This is a genomic window from Bacteroidales bacterium (genome assembly GCA_023229505.1).
Lineage (GTDB): Bacteria > Bacteroidota > Bacteroidia > Bacteroidales > JAGOPY01 > JAGOPY01.
The window spans coordinates 78,253-96,325 of sequence record JALNZD010000006.1 but is presented as its reverse complement, the minus strand read 5'-3'; the positions used below and the strand labels follow the sequence as shown (position 1 = coordinate 96,325).

Below are 18,073 nucleotides of genomic sequence, written 5' to 3'. Positions count from 1 at the left end.
TAATAAGATGAACTTTAGAAATCCACAAGGTTATAACCCGGTAAGCATGACCAGAAAGCTTATCACAGCGGTTATGATTGTTTTGCTGCCAACAATGGTTTATCCCCAGTTCACCCAGGATTTGGATATTTATAGATACATGGATGTGAACTCTTCGGTTCCGGATTCAACATTCATGGATGACATCATAAAATACATCAAAGATACTCTATTTTTTGGCGGAGGACAGCTCTCAAATCCCGAATATATTGGCAATTCCAAAGGAGTGGGCCTTTTCAGGCAAGGTGCAGATATAGGATTTTCTGATGGTCTTATTATCTCTAACGGATATGTAAAGACCACTACTATTGTGGACAACGGATATAATAAAACTGGTGCACAAGCTATTCCTGCGCATGATAGCCTTGGGACTTATTATATTCCAGGGGGACCTGGGATACCGCCGACAGAGTACCTGCAGGACGATGATATGGATTATATGGTTGGAATAATTGTTGGAGATATGAAACCCGATACGGCCGTTGATCCTTCCATCATCACGTTCAAGTTCAAGCCTTATTATAATTCTATCCACTTAAAGTATGTTTTTGCTTCCGAGGAATATTTATGGCAATCTAATCCACTTTTTCCACCACCGCCACCAGTCGCCGATATAGACCTTACGGGCGCAGCAGCGAGCGATTTTATGGCTATCCTGGTTAAAAAGACTCCAAGTAATATGAGTCCTAATAATATCGCTTCTGTAAGAGGAGTGCTGGGTTCACCTCCTTACATTCCCATTTCGGTCAAATTCCTTAACCACACATTTCCGTACTCCGGTAACTATGTACCTAATTATAATCCTGAAAAGAGTTTCATCTTCGATGGTGCGACAGTACCCTATGATATTCGTCCATTCAGTCTATCTCCCGAAGATATTCAGCCATGCCGGCCTTACTGGATTAAAATAGGAGTAGCAGATTACCCTAATGGTATAGTTATCCAGGGTTACAACCTTTCTCACCAAATAAATTCCGCGGTATTTCTCAAGGCATTCAGCCTGATGAGCGGTTACGGCCTGGAATGGACCGTGGAAGGTGTAGTCGATAATCCTGATTTTGCAGGTGATACCAGCCTGGTGGAAGGCGGATGCTCAAATATGATCATTACCGTTAAAACCAACGTACTGCCGCAGGATACTTTATTCATTCGCATGAGAATTGATAACGCCTCATCTTTAGAATATACCTTCACACCACCATTGGTGCAGGACTCCCTGATAATGATCCCGGATTCAGTGATGGAAGTGACGTACTTAATTTCAGCCATCGATGACAATATCAATGAAGGGACGAACGGGATTGAAAAGTGGTCTATCCGATACCAGATGGATCCCTGCGATGTGCCAATGGCAGATACAGGCTGGAGCACAGGTAATGCTGGCTATTCCGGTCTTATCAAGGCTAAGGTAAAGGATTATAATCCTTATCTCAATACGCATAAAACATACGGACCAATACCTTCAAATATATACTACTGCGGCAATGATGTGACAGTTACTATTACTGATATTCTTCAGGGTGGGATCCCGCCATATTATTATGCATGGACGCATCCCGCCGTACCCCAGTTCGGCGCCGGGGAGCAGTTTACAACGCCCATTTCCGACAGTCCCGATTATATTTATTGTACCATTACCGACCGGTGCACCGGGAAGCCCGGCTATCTGCCCGGTAAAGATACGGTCATCATTTACAGCCAGCTTGAGGTGCAGGCCAGTTCCGATTTCCAGTTATGCCAGAACGGGCAGTCAGATATAAAAGTACAGAGTACCAATGTGGGAAGGAATTTTACAACGATTTGGTATTTCCAGGGAAACCCCGTTGGCTACGATTCTATCTATACCGTAACCTGGGCTGATTATGGCCAATATGCTCCGAATACCATTGTGTTTACATGTGTGGTGACGGATGAATGCGGGAACACTAACCAGGACCAGGTCAATGCAACTTTCTTCCCTGTCGTGGAAATAACCGGCGTGCCCCTTATCTGCCTGGGTGAAACGATCCAGCTTATATGCAGCGGGGCGCAGTCTTACCAGTGGCATTACGGCAGTCTGGGAGGCCCCGTTCTTGGTGGTAATACACAGGTGCTCAATTATACGCCGATTTCAGCCGGCTTTCATACTATCTGCGTTTCGATCATTAATGATTGCGGTGAACAGGCAGATACCTGCTTTACCTTTGAAGTGTCGCAGTTGATCTGTGCAGTCAGGCTTAATAATGCCAATGATTTCAATGTTTGTCCTAATGTGCCTTTTAGTCTCAAGGAACTTAATGCCTATGACGGATGGGAGTGGAAGTGGTTTGATGACGGCGGGCTAAGCTTTTCGGCATTAGGACAAACGATCTCTCTTTCGCTCACTGATGCAGGCGTCCACCAGGTCAGGGTCATCGCCTTTAATATTCATGGGTGCTATGATACATTGAATTTCACGGTTAACGTGTATCCTTATTCCCAGGTCCAGGCTTTTACAGATTTATCATCCGTTTGCATTGATTACCCGGCTCAGCTGAGCGCTACGAGCGGCCCGGTCAGTATTATTACTTATTACTGGACAGCCAGTCCACCCGATGCTTCCCTGGCCGGCCAGCAAAACAGTGCCTCACCGGTGGTAACCCCGGAGGAGACAACTACCTACCAATGCAAGATCATGGATAATAATGGCTGTTATGATTCTACAACCGTCCTGGTCAATGTCAGGCCTCGTATTGCCGGCAATATCATTGCCTATCCGGGATCTTCCTGTACTAATAAGCCTGTCCAGCTTAACTTTCAGCCTATTATCGCGCCTTTACCGGGAGCCACCTATGCCTGGATCCTGGCCGACGGCGTCCCACCTACCAGTGCATCGACGCAGCCAAATGTGATCTGGAGCACACCGGGTACGAAAAATATCCAGGTCACTATCTCCGAAACGGGTTGCGTAGAAACTTTCTACCTTCAGTTTACTGTTCATCCTGATCCGCTGGCAGCATTTACAGCCTCAAATTCCTCCGGCTGCCAGCCTGTCGAAGTATCATTCAACAATGGATCATCAAACCTTGAAAATCCATCCTATGTCTGGGAATTCGGCGATGGAAGCACAGAAACGCAAGCGAACCCGACCCATCTCTACGAAAACCCGGGGCAGTACGATGTGACCCTGACAGTGACCAACGCCACCGGTTGCGTGAACACGCTCACAGTATTTGGTATAGTTGAAGTCTACGAAGTGCCTGTAGCCGACTTTAGTGCCGACCCGCAGGCCGCCACGATTGATAACCCGACGATCAGGTTCACGGATGAGAGTTCACTTCCCTGGAGCATCATTGACTGGAATTTCGGAGACGGGGCCACCGCCTCGGGTGAAGGAAGCCCCAGGCATACTTACGGCGCCCCGGGCAACTATATGGTGATCATGTACACTGAAACCGAGCATGGCTGCTGGGACCACGATACCCTCGAGGTTGGAATTATGGAGGATATTGAAATTTTTGTCCCCAACGCTTTTTCTCCTAACAACGATGGCCTGAACGACTGTTTTTCCGTAGGCGGGACTACCGGCGACGTCATCGATGTCTTCAGGATCATTATTTACAGCCGCTGGGGTCAACTCGTCTATGACTCACAGATCACAAATCCTGATTGTGTCTGGGACGGGAAAGACATGAACGGTAATATCGTTACACCTGACACTTATGTTTTCCGGATTTTTGGGAAAAACTTCAGGGACGCTAAAAAAGTCTATGAAGGAATGATTACGGTCGTCAAATAAAAACACTGACAGGTCTGAATATTTGGCGATTATTTATTTACCGCCGAGCTCAGGGATGATCTCTGAAAGCTCATCTTCATCCAGAAATGCCCATTTTGTAAAGTTTGTTTCGATGACAGCATCATGGCCATCTTTCGATGGTTATTAATTAAAAGAGGTCAAATATACTAGATGAATTAGCTGATAGCTTATTAATTAACATTGGTTTAACAAAATATTGGTGACTGAAAAATCTTTAATAATGATTTGACTTTCAGTAAAAAAGTATTTAATTTTAATGCGTATTCCATTTTTAATCAATACCAAATGAGCAAGATAAAACGTCGTGATTTTTTAAAGACCGGTTTAATGGCCGGTGGGGCAGTCCTTTTGCCCAGGCAAATTACCGGATCAGGATTTTCAATGAACCGGCCGCTGCACTATAGATCACCTTCAGGTGGTGAAATACCTGATATTGTGACAATTTCAGGAGCTAATCCGGAAGAAAGCATGTCCAGGTTATTGGAGCCGCTGGGAGGTATAGGCCAGTTTGTACGTTCAGGCCAGACCGTAGGATTACTGGTGAATTCCCCCTGGAAGAATCCCGGGTTTTATACACAACCGGATGTGGTATTAAGCCTGGCAAATCTATGCCTCCAGGCTGGAGCAAAGGAAATTGTCTGCTTTAAGCCGGCTTCACAGGCATATTGGGAAAGAGGCCTGCTTTTCGAAAAGCTTAAATCGGTCATCCAGCGTATTCGTTACGGTAGTGACCTTATTGAAGTGGAAATTCCGGAAGGGGTCTCGCTTAAAAAAGCGAAAATCTACAGGGAATTTAAAGAAACAGATGTTTTTATCAGTGTTCCTGTTGCTAAACATCATGCTGGAGTTATCTACTCAGGGAACCTCAAGGGAATGATGGGCGTTTCGTCTCATGATACCAACCGGAATATGCATTCCCCTGAAGGCGATTACACTTACGATCAACATGAATATTTAGCACAATGTATCGCTGACCTCAACCTTATCCGCAAACCTGATCTTTGCATAGTGGATGCTAACGAATGTGCACTGAACAATGGCCCTGCCGGTCCTGGGGAAACGGTCAGGCCCGGCAAGATCCTTGCCGGGAAAGATCCTGTAGCCATGGATGTATATTCAGCCAGTCTGATCGGATTTTTCCCGGACGATATCCTGACTTGCAAGCGTGCGTACGAGCACGGGCTGGGAGAGATAAACCCTGAGAAAGTAAAATTGCTGGAATTGTAATGATAACGCTGACGGGTCTTTGACACCGTCAGATTTTAGTATTAATTGACCTGTCGGCGTGCGCAGTACCTGACAGGTCAGAAGAAGAAAGATTATTAATCAGCTTATCCGACATCTTCCATAGTTTTTTCCCATTATCAGGGTCCGACGCCTTTTCATCAATTTCTTTCCGCGACATTTTAAAAAGGTAATCAAAAGGTTTGCCTTCTAAATCATTGGAAGACGCCAGGTAAACTACCGGTTCAGCGGCTTTCCCGGGGGACGCGAAAAACATGGCAAAGATCAGCTTCATCAGTGGTTGAATGAAAGCAGGCGCTTCCCTGGCGATTCCTGAATTCACCGGCCCGGGGCAAAGGGAGAAAACGGAAACCGGCCGCCGGCCATCCGCCTGCAACCTGCGGGAAAGCTCATACGCAAAGGTCGTAAGGAGTAATTTGTAGTAACCGTAATATTCCACCGTTTTTTTCATCCCGTAGGATTTGTAAACCCCGAAAGAGCCCCAGTCGAAGGCAGGCGGATAACGGTGACTTTCAGAGGAAATAAACACGATCCTGGGGTTTTCTTTCCCATCTTTCCTGAAACAATCTTTTTCTAATAATCCGTTTATCATCATAAATTTGGAAAGATAGTTCACCATGAACATCTCCTCAAGCCCTTGCGGTGTCTTACGGCTCTGGCTTGGAACCATCGCTGCGTTGCTGATCACGATGTCCAGCGGGGAATATTTTTCCTTAACCTTCCCGATGAACTTCTGAATGGAGGCTATATCTGAATAATCCACCTGGACCATCTCAATATTCTGATTCCCTGTTCTCCTCTTCACCTCTTCCCCTTTTCCCGGTATCCCGCTCCGGCAGGCCATGATAACCCTGGCGCCTCTTCCAGCCAGTTGCACCGTAACGGCAAACCCCAATCCCGAACTGGCCCCGTCGATCAGTACGGTTTTTCCTTCCAGCCGGTCGGTGTCTTTCAAAGATCCTACTTTTTCCTGCCTGGCAAAAACGGCCCTTATTCCCTCCAGCGTGGCACTGGCAGGATTTTTATAATTCCGGGTCATACGTTACTTTTTGAATGGAGGCAATAAATTCCCGGTAAGGTTTTGTTTGATTTTCGATATCGCTTAAATCGACCCCAAAATCCTGCAACTGGTAATCATGGATCCCGTATTTTCTCATTGGGTTTTCACGTTCCGCCTTTTCAAAGCGCGATAGCAATTCCGGCGTCATTCCCCCGTCAAGCTGATAAATCCTGGTAAGGACCTTAGCGGAGGTATCTTTTAAATCATTGTAAAAGATGTCGGTAAATTGATGCTTGTGTTGGTTAGTATTGCGGTAATCCAGTCCTTTCTGAAGCATATAGCCTGTTTTACGGATCCAATGCCGGGCAATGGCGTTTCCATCGGCCTGATCACTGAAGATCACCCTGGAATGGGCCGCCATGCTGATAAAAGAGGGGATACACTCCGTCACTTCACGATGGGTCCACAGGAAATGAACCTCATCGAAATGGCGGTCGATCAGGTCGATGAACTCAAGGTGGTGAGGGGATTTGAGGATCCATCTTTGCCCGGGCCTTTGCCACTGCAAGAGTTTCAGCAGCTTGACCATATAAGCATAAGCAGGGCTTTGATCCGTTTGCTCAAGCCAGGCGGCATAGGAAGGGACATTCATAGTGGCTTCAGGGGTCGTGCTGAGGAAAGTGGCATCCAGCAGAAGAATATCCTCTTCAGGGGCGTGGTGTTCCACCGGGTGGATCGCGAAAAAGCCAGGCGCCATGAGGCGGAGGGCATTTTCGGAGGTGCGGGCAATAGCAATTCTCTTATCCGGTTTCCCATCATGGTCACCCAGGGGCACCGGGTTGATCGCTTCCCAGCTAAGCAGGACGCGGTGGTTCTCATCAGCCGCCAGGAGCCGGTGGAGTTTGGTGGTACCGGTCCGTTGCAGTCCCAGGATCACCCAGGCAGGCAGCAACGGCTGTTCCAGGATGGCCGGATAACGGCGGAATAATTCCTCAGCCCGCAGCCGGACACACAACAGGTTGATCATCCGTTGGCGGGTGATAAAGTTACCGATGGGATGGAGTCCCGCTTCTTCCCGGATCGAAAAAAGCAACCTGTCGAGCGGTTCATCAAAGAAATCTTTGCCGAAATTATGCAGGCCCGTGACTTTCCTTGCTGCGTGGATCAGGCTGTCTTTACCCAGGTCCGACTGAGTCCCCAGCAGATAGGTAGATTTCCAAACCCGGTTCACTGCCTTGAACCACCATGGCCGGTGGCCATAGTGAGAAGATTTGATGATTTTATCGTTTTTCACTTTTTAGATCGTTAAGTTTTACAACCCTGCAGGAGGGTTCAACCGGCTCGGCACTAGCTTTTAACCGGTACCAGCGCCAGCACATCGTACCTTCAGTATGCCCGCAGGTTTCTATCCAGTTGAGATGCCCCGGATCGGTATGCGATACGATCACCCTCAGGGTGCCATCCTTTTCATAACAGGCACTGGCTTTGTTGATACAAATATTGAAATACCGGTAATCAAGCGATTCCATCCAGTAATTGTTCAGTTGAAAATTCCAGGTTTCACAATCTGGGGGATCAACTTCTATAATCAGGGCTTCCCCTGGTGCCAGTTTCCAGTGGCTATGATAATAGATAATGCTTTCATCACCGCCGGCTGCGTTTGAGATTGCCGGGTCAAACTGTGGAAGCCTGTTGGTATGCTGCTGAAATCCTTTGGCCCAGCGGGCAAAGAGAAGCGATGCCCCCGCAACGAACATGGAGGCTGTTTTCAACCCTTCATCGATCTGTGCCGGTGTGACAGGATCCGGTGCTTTTCGCCCGTCGAGGTTAGAGATCGACACTTCTGCCGGGATTTCTGATGCCCTGTCCAGGAAAGTCTGCCTGACCATGACCAACGAGGTTTCATCTTCGATCTTTAACCAATTCTTCCCTTTGGGGGTTTTGCTAAGGATGATCTCAAAACTGCCGTCAGGTTCACAGGAAAGCTGGTTGTTTTCAAGTTTTCCGCATGGGGCAAGGCCGCCGGTGGAGCCGTAATTGCCGTTCCGGGTAAAGAACCCGATGTAATCGATCGTATTGCGCTTGCCTGTGAGCCGGTATTCATACTGACCGCTGATCTGGGCGTTGAGGTAGATATTATCCGGATTATCCGCGCCCATTTTAACCGTTTCATGGACTATACGCCGGAGGACAGGGAAGGCCGGGTCGTTGTATTCCACGAAAGCTTCCAGGCCTGCGCGGGTCAGACGGGTAAGGTAACGCACGCCTTCTGCCTGCTGGAACGAATCCCGGGGGGTGCACGGGAATTCCAGACTGGCGCCGGCCAGTTTCAACTGGTCGCAAAATTCATCCCATGCTTTACCTGAAACGATGCGCTGAACATGGATATCATTCTCGGTCTTGCCGGTCAGCTTTAGCCTGAACTGCCTGGTTTTTTTCAGGATCTTCAAAAATGCGAACAGCAATTTTCTCATTCTGAAAAGAATTCGTTATCATTGCAAGGTGCCTGAATGGCGGGTAAAGATAGAAACAATGTCACATATTGATTGTTTTTTAGTAATTTCGGCCTTGCTTTTAATTAGATCATGAGCAAGATATGCCCAAATTACGGAGGTTGCCGGCTCGTCCAAACTGATGTTGTAGTGCCGGATAGCGAGAAGAAAGAGCAATATATTTCTTCCTGGTGTCTTGAGGAAGAAACCTGGAAAAAATGTAAACGATACATTACCAGGAAAGCACTCTGGATCTGCCCGGATTTTGTTTTACCGGATTCTGATATTACCGAAGACGAGGTAGCGGATCGGTACGAAGATGAGGAAAAACAAAAATAATCTTGAATTTATAAGAAAGCTACCTAACTCAAAACTTAAAACTCAAAACTCAAAACTTATATAGTTATGCCGACAATGGAAATTGAAGGAAGATTATTTGAGGTAGATGGTGATGGTTTCCTGGCACATCCGGAGACATGGAATCGCGAGGTAGCTATTTTGATTGCCAGGTACGACGGGATTACAGAAATGACTGACAATCATTGGGCTATTGTGAATATCATCCGCCGTAATTATGAAGAAAAAGGCATGGCGCCCATGATCCGGACTATTTGCCAGGAAACAGGTCTTCGGCTCAGGGAAGTTTACGAGTTATTCCCATTAGGCCCTGCCCGGGGTGCCTGCCGGGTTGCCGGTCTCCCAAAACCTGATGGCTGCGTTTAACCTGCAATGATGGCCCTGCAATGGTATCAATGGATGGCACTGGCCGCACTTGGGATTTGCCTGACTGCCTGCCTGGTGCATTTTATCAGGCTGCTGCGCCTGGGGAAACCGGTTGATTATTCCCGTCCGGCAGGTAAAACCGGGAAAGCAGTTCGCTATGCTTTTACCGGCGCCATGAGCCCTGCAAGGAAAGAATCAGCCTTTCTTCATCTCCCTACTTATACCGCCGGATTGTTCTATCATATGGGCACATTTCTTTCCCTGCTGCTGTTTTTCTTTTTTATATCCGGCCTGGTTCCGGAAGGATGGATTGCCAATGTTATCATGGCGTTTTTATGCATCTCGGCTCTGAGCGGCACCGCTATCCTGTTTAAAAGGGTTATCAGAAAAGAGCTAAGGGCATTGTCGAACCCGGATGATTTTATTTCAAACTTCCTGGTCACCATATTTCAGTTTACTACAATCGCCGTCCTACTTGTTCTTACAGTCTTACCGTCTTATCATCTTCCTATCGTCTTACCATCCTATTATCTTATCTTTACAATCCTGATGCTTTACATCCCCATTGGCAAACTCAGGCATACAGTTTATTTTTTCGCTGCCCGTTATCACCTTGGCATCTTCTTCGGATGGCGTGGCGTCTGGCCACCAGGTAATGTGAAAAATTGACTTCTATGGGAGAATTAACCGAAGATCAAAAGAAAAAAGGACTGGAAGTCTTTGAATCAGACAGCAGCAGCAAGCTGCTGACTCATCTCAACAGTTGTGTCCACTGCGGGCTTTGTGCCGAAAGTTGCATCTATTACAATATTTACCAGGATTCCCGCTATATTCCGGCTAAAAAAGTCGACCTTGTATCTTCCATTTACCGGCGTTACCATACCCTGACCGGCAAAACCGTTCCCTGGCTTACCGGGGCAAGGGATCTCGATGATGAAACTATCCGGGAAATGGTAGACCTGTTGTATGGCGCCTGCACCATGTGCGACCGGTGTACGGTACATTGTTCTATCGGCGTTGATATCGGTTACCTGGTTCGGACCGGGCGTGCCATGCTGGCCAACATGGGTTACGTGCCCGAAACTTTGCAATCAACCGTTGATTCTGCTATCCGGAGCGGAAACAATATGTCTATCCCAAAAGAAGAATTAATGGATACGATAAAATGGCTTGAAGAAGATTTGCGCCTTGAGGTGAATGATGTGCAGGCCTCCATTCCAATTGATGGACCCGGTAAAAAAATCATGTACACGTTGAACCCGAGGGAACCCAAGTTTTTTCCGCTATCCATATCGGCAATGGCAAAAATATTCTATGCCGCCGGTGAAAGCTGGACCCTTTCCTCCCGGATGTATGATGTGACCAATTATGCGTATTTTTCCGGTAATATGGATGAAGCCGGGATATTAGCGCAGAGGATGTACGATGAAGTTGACCACATGAAAGCCAGCCGGTGTGTCATGGCTGAGTGTGGCCATGGTTACAGGGTTTTCCGATGGGAAGCGCCGAATTATCTTAAAAAGACTTTCCCTTTTGAGGTTCTGACCTGCGGTGAATTGATTGCAGAATATATCAGGGAAGGGCGGATCAAGGTCGATCCCACAAAGATAAAAGGTAAAGTCACGCTTCATGATCCCTGCAACCTGGTGAGAACCGGCGGGGTAATTGAAGAACAACGCTACATTCTGCGGCATGCGGTCAGTGATTTTGTGGAAATGACGCCCCATGGTGCCGACAACCTTTGCTGCGGCGGTGGAGGAGGACAACTTGCCATGAGTGAATACAACGAACGGCGGATGAAAATCGCCGGTTTGAAAGCCGAACAGATCAGAAATACAGCGGCTGACATCGTATGTACACCCTGCCATAATTGCGTCGACCAGCTTATTCAGACGAATGCAGCCTATAAGCTTGGCGTCAAAATCATGACCGTTGCTGAAATAGTTGCCGAGGCACTTGTTTTAGAAAACCCTGTTAGTCAATAACTTACTATTAGATTTTAATAAATATCCAGCTAACCAAAACAAACTATTCAGGCGATGATCTATCTTGACAATTCAGCCACATCCTTCCCTAAACCTGAAGTGGTCTACAAGTTCATGGACAGCTTTTACCGGAAAAATGGCGTGAATCCCGGCCGCTCCGGCTTTGATGCCGCCATTGAAACCGAAGAAGTCGTGCAAGATACCCGGAAACTGCTTACGGACCTATTTAATGGAGACGATCCAAACCGTTTAACTTTCAGTTATAACGCAAGCGACTCCCTGAATATAATCCTGCAGGGCCTTGCTGAAAAAGGCGATCACGTGGTCACGACCACGCTGGAACATAATTCTGTGCTCCGTCCGCTTCACCACCTGATGATGGAAGGGATCATCGAACTTACTCATGTGCCATTCGATAACAAAGGCTATGTGCACCCTGATGATTTCCGGAAGGTTATCCGCAAAAACACCAGGATGGTGGTGGTCAATCACAGTTCCAACGTGATCGGAACCATTCAGCCTGTTGCAGAGATCGGAAAGATCTGTAAGGAAATGGGGGTTTATTTAATTGTCGATGCAAGCCAGAGTGCCGGCGTGATCCCTGTCGATATAAAAGCTATGGGAATTGATGTGGTGGTTTTCACCGGTCATAAATGCCTGATGGGGCCAACCGGTATTGGCGGATCTTATGTGATGGAAAATGTCCCGGTGAGGTTGACGCGTTATGGTGGCACAGGGGTCCGTTCTGCCCAGAAAACACACCTGGAAGAGTACCCTTACCGCCTGGAGTGTGGAACATTGAACATCCTGGGTGTAGCCGGGCTTAATGCCGGCGTCAGGTGGGTGATTGGGCAAGGTATAGAAAACCTGCATACCAGGGAAATCGCCTTATGGGATAAATTAAGAAAAGGCCTTCAGCAGATCAGTCGGGTTACGACTTATTGTGCGGAAGACCCTGTAAATCAAAATTCTGTCCTGAGTTTTAACGTTGACGGTTTTGAATCAGGTGACATAGGTACTATGCTGGATGTTGACTACAGCATAGCCTGCCGGACCGGCTTGCAATGTGCTCCCATGGTTCATCAGGGCTTAGGCACTGATAAGATCCATGGCACCGTGCGACTGAGCATTGGCCCGTTTAACACGGATGATCACATCGAAAAAGCTATTCAGGCAGTTGCCGAAATCGCTTCCCTACGGGGATGATTTCATCCCGGCAGGATTTTTCAGGAATGGTTATTAATACCTTCTGAATTCGCGTCTTGGAGGCCTCGGGCCTTCAGTTGCAGGCCGGGCTTTTTTCACTACGATCTGGCTGTTGTCGTATTCGCATTCATTCAGTTCGTTGATGGCTTTGTTAGCCTCTTCATCGTTCTTCATTTCAACGAAACCAAACCTTTTTGACCTTCCGGTCATCTTGTCGAAAATAACATTCGCGGAAACGACTTCGCCGTATTCTGCAAATAAAGTTCTCAAATCTTCACTCGTAGTGGATGCACTGAGTTTTGCTACAAAAATGTTCATGTGGAAAAAAAATAAAAATGATTAATAAAAAAAAGTGGTAGTATTTAATAAATGGGGATAATGTAAGACTAAGAGGTGCACAACTGAATTTTATAAAGTGGCCACAAAGATAATACTTATTTGACAATTATGCTCATATATCAAAATTATTTTTTTGATTATTATTACGACAATGCTTTTATTCTGGCTTTTTACTTCACCCTGATCTTAAAAAGCCTGCTATTGATCCCGGGAGGAAGCCATCTGCTTTTTATCGAGATCTTGAGATAATATACTCCCGGTTTATCAGGAACTTTCATCCTGAAGGATGTTTTATATTCATCCTTTAATACTAAATGAGAGATATCTTCAAACTTCTCATAAATCACCGGTTTTCCATTCTGCAGAAGTACAAATGTCAGAAAAACCCTGCCGGGTTCTGCTTCATTAAAATATACCGGCCGGTCACCGGGATTCCTGAGAATTACCGGGATCGTAACTTCTGTGCCTGCCTTTACATCATGATTATTAAGCAGAATATCCGTCTGCAGGAAATTGTAGGAGCGAAAATTATTTTCAATGTGATAATACTGGGTTGATCCGGTGGGAAGCGCCAGACTGTCGGTAAGTTGTATGTTATAATCATCCATTTCATCCCGGTTTAAATTACGTTTGGGAATGAAAATCAATACTTCCCTGCCTTGTAGTTGCTCCTCAATACCTTCCAGGTCAAACTGGTTATTCCGGTATAGCGCATTATTAAAGGAAAATGCATCTTTCCCCGTGTAGAACATGTATTGGGAGGGATTCTGGTATGATCCGATGAATACCACGGACCGGTTTTCTGCCAGTGCACTGACTTCTTCGGAAAATGCCTCCCATCCGGTGCTTAATGCTTTAATCTGCTTATGGTATTTTTCCGGAAGGAAGTTATGGACCAGTAATATCCTGATCAGAAGGATGAGAACCAGTGAAATACCGCCGGTATAATAAAGATAGCGGTGTAATTTAGGCCGGCTGGCGAAAATCCTGAAAGCAATCAGGAAAACCGGGATCAGGCCGGCCATGGTCCAGTTGGCTTCCACCCTGCCTTTGAGCATTAACAGGAATGGCAACAGCAGGCTGCCGAGCGCTGTGAATTTAAGGGACCTGTCAAAGAGATTTAAAGGTTTAAACCTTATAATGAAATACAGGATGGGGATGAACAATATTGGATTGGTCATGCCAAACTGACCGATGATGTAGTCACCGAAGTTACTCCATCGAAATACTTCATCGTGGCTTCTTTCGAGAAGATGGTAATAGAAAGAAGGGAAATCATGCCGGTACTGCCAGATCAGGTGGGGAATAAATAAAACGGTTGTAACCACGACAGCTAACCAGAATGATCTTTTAAACAACAGACGGTAATTCGACATCACCGTAAAGAAGATGATCATTATCCCTAAATATTTGCTATAAAGCATCCCGGCCATCACCACACCCAACAGCAATGCATTCAGCATATTGCTTTCTTCAGTATAGCTTTTGTAAACCAGAAAAAAGAGTGCAGTGAAGAATAGAAGCAGCGAATCGGGAAGGGCAAGAAAACCGGTGATTTGAAAAATCATGAAAGAGAAGATAAGCACCCCGAAAAGCAAATCATTTTTAACTTCTGATAATTTATAAATGATCAGAATAGTGCAGAGGGATAATAAAACAATCAGAATTCTCACTCCCAGTTCATTATTGAAGATTAAGTATCCCAGCTTGATGAAAATGGCAATAAGCGGAGGATGATCATAATAGCCCCAGGAAAGGTCAAGGGAATAAAAAAAATAGTAGGCTTCATCATTAAACAAACCGGTGAAATAAGCCTGGAGCAAATTGATTGCCAGCCAGATGCCAAGAAATATCCACAACAGGTTTTTTTTAAATATCATGTAAACTGAATCTTCATCTCACCTGATCACCACAACATTCCCCTTTGCGGTTCTCTGGACAATCCTGTCATACAGGCCAGACCGGAATACAATCAACCATACGTAGACTTCGCCGGGGGCCAGTTCACCATTAATTCTTCCATCCCATCCCTGGCCCTGTTCATTAGTTTTAAACAGCAATGTGCCCCAACGGTCATAGATTAATAATTGGTATTCAAGGATTTCACAGCTGAAAACAGGCAGGAAGATGTCATTCTGCCCATCGCCATTGGGAGTGAAGGCATTCGGAACGAAGGGATCACAGTAATAATTACCGAACAGGACATGGATGGAATCGGTATCAAACCCACATTGTGTAGTAACCACCACATGGTAGTTCCCTGTTTCCGTGACACTTAAGATGGAGTCATAAGAACCGTCCTGCCACAAATAGGATGCACCGGGATAAAAAGCATAAAGCCAGAGTTCCGAGCCGATTTGCAGGATGGTATCATTTCCCAGGAACACTTTTGGCAGAAATACCAGTGAAAGATAGGTACGGATAATGCTGTCGCATCCATTGACCGTAACGAAATAATCCTCATAAGTACCTTCCTGGTTCTGGTAACCGCCGCCCAGGTAAATCTGACCGCCTTCACAGATGGACGTATCCAGCTCGGATAAATAAACCTGATTGACGGTAAGTTGCGTTGTAAGGATGCTGTCGCAGCCTGTCGAAGGCGCAGTCAGGATTTCAGTATAGTTCCCGGCCGTTTTCCGGTAAGCACCTCCCAGGAAGATGGAATCCCCCTGGCAAATGGTAATTGAGTCGTTGCCATAAACCGGCGCGATGACGGTCAGATCCACCGCCACTATGCTATCGCAGCCCAATGAGGATTGAAGGTATTTATCATAAGTACCGGCTAATTTTCGCCAGATCCCGCCTATAAGGATGGAGTCCCCCTGGCATATGGAAGCCTGGTCAGCGCCGTAAACCGGAGCAATGATGCTCAGCTGGGTCCGGATAGTGCTGTCGCACCCCAGTTGGGTCTGTTTATAATCGAAATAATTCCCTGCCACCTTTCGCCAGGCTCCGCCAATATAAATTGAATCTCCCTGGCAGATACTGGCGGTGCTCATGATATAGAATGTGTCTGCAAGGGATAACTGGGTGATAAAGATACTGTCGCAACCGGTTCCGGAGGAAACTGTATCCCGGTAAGTGCCGGCCTGGATTTGCCAGCCTCCCTGGAGAAAGGCGCTGTCGCCTTCGCAGATGGTCATGTTTTCATAAATGGACATATTGTTAGCAACGGTGAGGTTCGTTACCCAGGTGCTGTCACAGCCATTAACGGTTTGGTAATGATCATAATAGATGCCCGTTTCCGTTTGCCAGTCTCCACCGGCAAAGATGGAATCCCCTTCGCAAATTGACATATCAAGCACTAGCTGGAAAGTATCGTTAACCATAAGATTGGTTGTGAGGATACTGTCACAATCATGGGCCGTAAGATAATAATCATAATAAGTTCCTGTCTGGGTTTGCCAGCCACCTCCGGCAAAGAAAGATTCACCCTGGCAGATGGCAGTATCCATAATGATATCATATGCCGGGTTAACGATAAGGTTTATGGAGTCGGTATCAGTACAGCCTCCTTCACCGGTCACCTGGCACCAGTAAAGGCCCGATGTTTCAGCCACTGTGGTCTGGGTTGAATCGCCATTCTGCCATAAATAGTGGACAAACCCGGTATCGGCATCCAGAATGAACGGTACCGAGGCGCACATCGTCGTATCATTCCCGATAAACACTTCTGGCTGTTCATGCACAACTATAATGTGAAAGACATTTTTAGCAACCCCATAGAGGTAAACGACGAGAGTGACCCAAAAGTTACCCGTTGACGTATACAAATGGGTTGGGTTTATCAGTGTGGATGTATTTTCAGGACCCGAGTCGGGGTCGCCGAAGTTCCATTTAACCGAATCGGGATTATCGGAGGCGCTGGTATAGAATTGGATGGGCGTGCCGTCACAGAGGGGTGTATCCCAGTAAAAATCAGCGGTAAGATAAAAGAAAGACTGGATAAAAGGTGGCAGGCCGTAGGTTGATTCCCTTCCCGCAAGGTTAAGGGCATTTTCAACGAAACCACAACCCGTGCCAATGACATTAGGCGAATTGATCCGTGAAATATAAGGATTTTCATATCTAGCGATATATAAACGGTTGTCTGGCCCGAGTTGCAATGCGCCAATAGGCTGGGAGCTCTGGCCGACCGAAGCCACTATGACCCTGGAATTCAGAATTGTCGTGGGGTCACCTGAGGTAAGGTCATACTGGTAAATCTTGCGGTTTGCCTTCCATTCGCCGATGTAAAGCAAATGGCTGTTTGCTGAAAACTCAACGCCATAGGGCCCGCCCGGGTCATTTCCTCCAGGGTTTACAAAGTTATAGTCTGTCACCAGGTGGGTTACGGTTCCGTTGGCATGGTTGAAGCTGAAAATCCCGACCATAAATGCGGTGTTATTGGCCATGGCGATTTTTGACCCATCCGGGGATACTTTAATGTAACCCTTGGAAGCCTGCATATCCCCGATAAGTGGAGGTCCGGTATGGCTGATAACGGGTGTAAGGTTCACTCCTGCAGTAGTTATCTCATAAGCATAGAATGCATCGGTGCCCCATTGGTGAGTAATAACCCATATTGAGATGCCATTGCTATGCCCCACGGCAGTCACTTTTTCACAGGTTAAAGGGATCAGGGAAATATTTTTTTCCGAGGTGACCACATCCCCGAGGCCGCCATCGAGCGTCATATCAACACGGGAATAGCACAAACCATTGGCCAGGTTATTATCATAGGCATCGACGGTAAAAATATAATACTGATTGGTACTGGCGGGCTTGGGAACGATGATCCCGGACTGGGTGCTGGATGAATGGCCCAGTAGGCCGCTTCCATGTGGCATTTGACTGTGATTCTTGTTATATACAAACCGGCCGTCGGTGTAAAACTGCAGGTTTCCGGTGGAAGTTGAAATAGAGGAACATCCTTCACCGGTGTAGAGAGCACCGTTTGTCAAAGCTATCGGGATGCCCAAGGCGAAATTCATGCCGGCGTAGTGTCCGAAATACCAGAAGTTAGCCTCTTTCTGTGCAATGATTGATAGAGCTGGTATTAGAATAATGAATAGTAAAAGAATCCTTTTCAAGGTCTTTAAATTTTGAGAGTATAGTTAGAATAGGTGTAAAAATAAAAATTTTCCTTGTTTTTTTTATTCTTTTAAAAAAGAATTATCTTTATCACTGAAAAAGTCGAATTCATTTAGAAACAAGAGGTTAATTATGCTTAAACCGCTGTCCTGCTGATTTCACTTCTTTTTTCACATTTCTTCCATAAATTATA

13 protein-coding genes are annotated in these 18,073 nt (G+C 46.4%); 7 read left to right on the top strand and 6 right to left on the bottom strand.

All coding sequences use genetic code 11. The features are described 5' to 3' along the window. Positions 1-7: 7 nt before the first annotated feature. Together M0Q51_03770 and M0Q51_03765 are read left to right on the top strand one after the other, a co-directional pair. Entirely contained in the window at positions 8-3,796 is a 3,789-nt protein-coding gene (locus M0Q51_03770) for a PKD domain-containing protein (protein ID MCK9399103.1), read from the top strand. Between the two features lie 306 nt (positions 3,797-4,102). Then, complete coding sequence (locus M0Q51_03765) at positions 4,103-5,044, top strand: DUF362 domain-containing protein (GenBank protein MCK9399102.1); 942 nt, start codon at positions 4,103-4,105, stop codon at positions 5,042-5,044. Positions 5,045-5,072: 28 nt separating this feature from the next. On the opposite strand, the gene M0Q51_03760 is transcribed toward M0Q51_03765, so the two are convergent. From M0Q51_03760 to M0Q51_03750, 3 genes are read right to left on the bottom strand one after another with little or no spacing between them, the layout of a single operon-like run. After that, on the bottom strand, positions 5,073-6,101 hold the full coding sequence (locus tag M0Q51_03760; GenBank protein MCK9399101.1) for an SDR family NAD(P)-dependent oxidoreductase: 1,029 nt from the start codon (positions 6,099-6,101) through the stop codon (positions 5,073-5,075). Continuing rightward, positions 6,085-7,356 (bottom strand): sulfotransferase, encoded by a 1,272-nt coding sequence (locus tag M0Q51_03755; GenBank protein ID MCK9399100.1) that lies wholly within the window; start codon positions 7,354-7,356, stop codon positions 6,085-6,087. The genes M0Q51_03760 and M0Q51_03755 overlap by 17 nt, the downstream gene beginning before the upstream one ends. Continuing rightward, positions 7,343-8,536, bottom strand: a complete 1,194-nt coding sequence (locus tag M0Q51_03750; protein MCK9399099.1) for a DUF1214 domain-containing protein — start codon at positions 8,534-8,536, stop codon at positions 7,343-7,345. The genes M0Q51_03755 and M0Q51_03750 overlap by 14 nt, the downstream gene beginning before the upstream one ends. Before the next feature lie 111 nt (positions 8,537-8,647). Here M0Q51_03750 and M0Q51_03745 point away from each other — a divergent pair, with 111 nt between their 5' ends. From M0Q51_03745 to M0Q51_03725, 5 genes are all read left to right on the top strand, one after another. Next, positions 8,648-8,893 (top strand): hypothetical protein, encoded by a 246-nt coding sequence (locus M0Q51_03745; GenBank protein ID MCK9399098.1) that lies wholly within the window; start codon positions 8,648-8,650, stop codon positions 8,891-8,893. A 66-nt stretch (positions 8,894-8,959) separates the two neighbouring features. Beyond that, complete coding sequence (locus M0Q51_03740) at positions 8,960-9,277, top strand: TusE/DsrC/DsvC family sulfur relay protein (GenBank protein MCK9399097.1); 318 nt, start codon at positions 8,960-8,962, stop codon at positions 9,275-9,277. A 6-nt stretch (positions 9,278-9,283) separates the two neighbouring features. After that, a complete protein-coding gene (locus M0Q51_03735) occupies positions 9,284-9,946 on the top strand; it encodes a hypothetical protein (GenBank protein ID MCK9399096.1) in 663 nt (220 codons plus the stop codon). A gap of 5 nt (positions 9,947-9,951) precedes the next feature. After that, complete coding sequence (locus tag M0Q51_03730) at positions 9,952-11,262, top strand: (Fe-S)-binding protein (protein MCK9399095.1); 1,311 nt, start codon at positions 9,952-9,954, stop codon at positions 11,260-11,262. Between the two features lie 54 nt (positions 11,263-11,316). Then, positions 11,317-12,468: an aminotransferase class V-fold PLP-dependent enzyme gene (locus M0Q51_03725; protein ID MCK9399094.1), complete on the top strand. Its 1,152-nt coding sequence runs from the start codon at positions 11,317-11,319 to the stop codon at positions 12,466-12,468. Positions 12,469-12,501: 33 nt separating this feature from the next. Here M0Q51_03725 and M0Q51_03720 read toward each other — a convergent pair whose 3' ends face one another. The 3 genes from M0Q51_03720 to M0Q51_03710 all read right to left on the bottom strand — a co-directional run bounded on the left by M0Q51_03720 (position 12,502) and on the right by M0Q51_03710 (position 17,879). Next, positions 12,502-12,786 (bottom strand): RNA-binding protein, encoded by a 285-nt coding sequence (locus tag M0Q51_03720; protein MCK9399093.1) that lies wholly within the window; start codon positions 12,784-12,786, stop codon positions 12,502-12,504. Between the two features lie 191 nt (positions 12,787-12,977). After that, entirely contained in the window at positions 12,978-14,687 is a 1,710-nt protein-coding gene (locus M0Q51_03715) for a glycosyltransferase family 39 protein (GenBank protein MCK9399092.1), read from the bottom strand. Between the two features lie 18 nt (positions 14,688-14,705). Continuing rightward, positions 14,706-17,879 (bottom strand): gliding motility-associated C-terminal domain-containing protein, encoded by a 3,174-nt coding sequence (locus M0Q51_03710; GenBank protein ID MCK9399091.1) that lies wholly within the window; start codon positions 17,877-17,879, stop codon positions 14,706-14,708. Between the last annotated feature and the right edge of the window lie 194 nt (positions 17,880-18,073).

Bases quoted from the DNA above. Each gene is read 5' to 3' on its own strand.
- M0Q51_03720 (MCK9399093.1), bottom strand. From the start codon at position 12,786: ATGAACATTTTTGTAGCAAAACTCAGTGCATCCACTACGAGTGAAGAT.
- M0Q51_03765 (MCK9399102.1), top strand. From the start codon at position 4,103: ATGAGCAAGATAAAACGTCGTGATTTTTTAAAGACCGGTTTAATGGCC.
- M0Q51_03715 (MCK9399092.1), bottom strand. From the start codon at position 14,687: ATGATATTTAAAAAAAACCTGTTGTGGATATTTCTTGGCATCTGGCTG.
- M0Q51_03740 (MCK9399097.1), top strand. From the start codon at position 8,960: ATGCCGACAATGGAAATTGAAGGAAGATTATTTGAGGTAGATGGTGAT.
- M0Q51_03750 (MCK9399099.1), bottom strand. From the start codon at position 8,536: ATGAGAAAATTGCTGTTCGCATTTTTGAAGATCCTGAAAAAAACCAGG.
- M0Q51_03730 (MCK9399095.1), top strand. From the start codon at position 9,952: ATGGGAGAATTAACCGAAGATCAAAAGAAAAAAGGACTGGAAGTCTTT.
- M0Q51_03745 (MCK9399098.1), top strand. From the start codon at position 8,648: ATGAGCAAGATATGCCCAAATTACGGAGGTTGCCGGCTCGTCCAAACT.
- M0Q51_03770 (MCK9399103.1), top strand. From the start codon at position 8: ATGAACTTTAGAAATCCACAAGGTTATAACCCGGTAAGCATGACCAGA.
- M0Q51_03725 (MCK9399094.1), top strand. From the start codon at position 11,317: ATGATCTATCTTGACAATTCAGCCACATCCTTCCCTAAACCTGAAGTG.
- M0Q51_03735 (MCK9399096.1), top strand. From the start codon at position 9,284: ATGATGGCCCTGCAATGGTATCAATGGATGGCACTGGCCGCACTTGGG.
- M0Q51_03760 (MCK9399101.1), bottom strand. From the start codon at position 6,101: ATGACCCGGAATTATAAAAATCCTGCCAGTGCCACGCTGGAGGGAATA.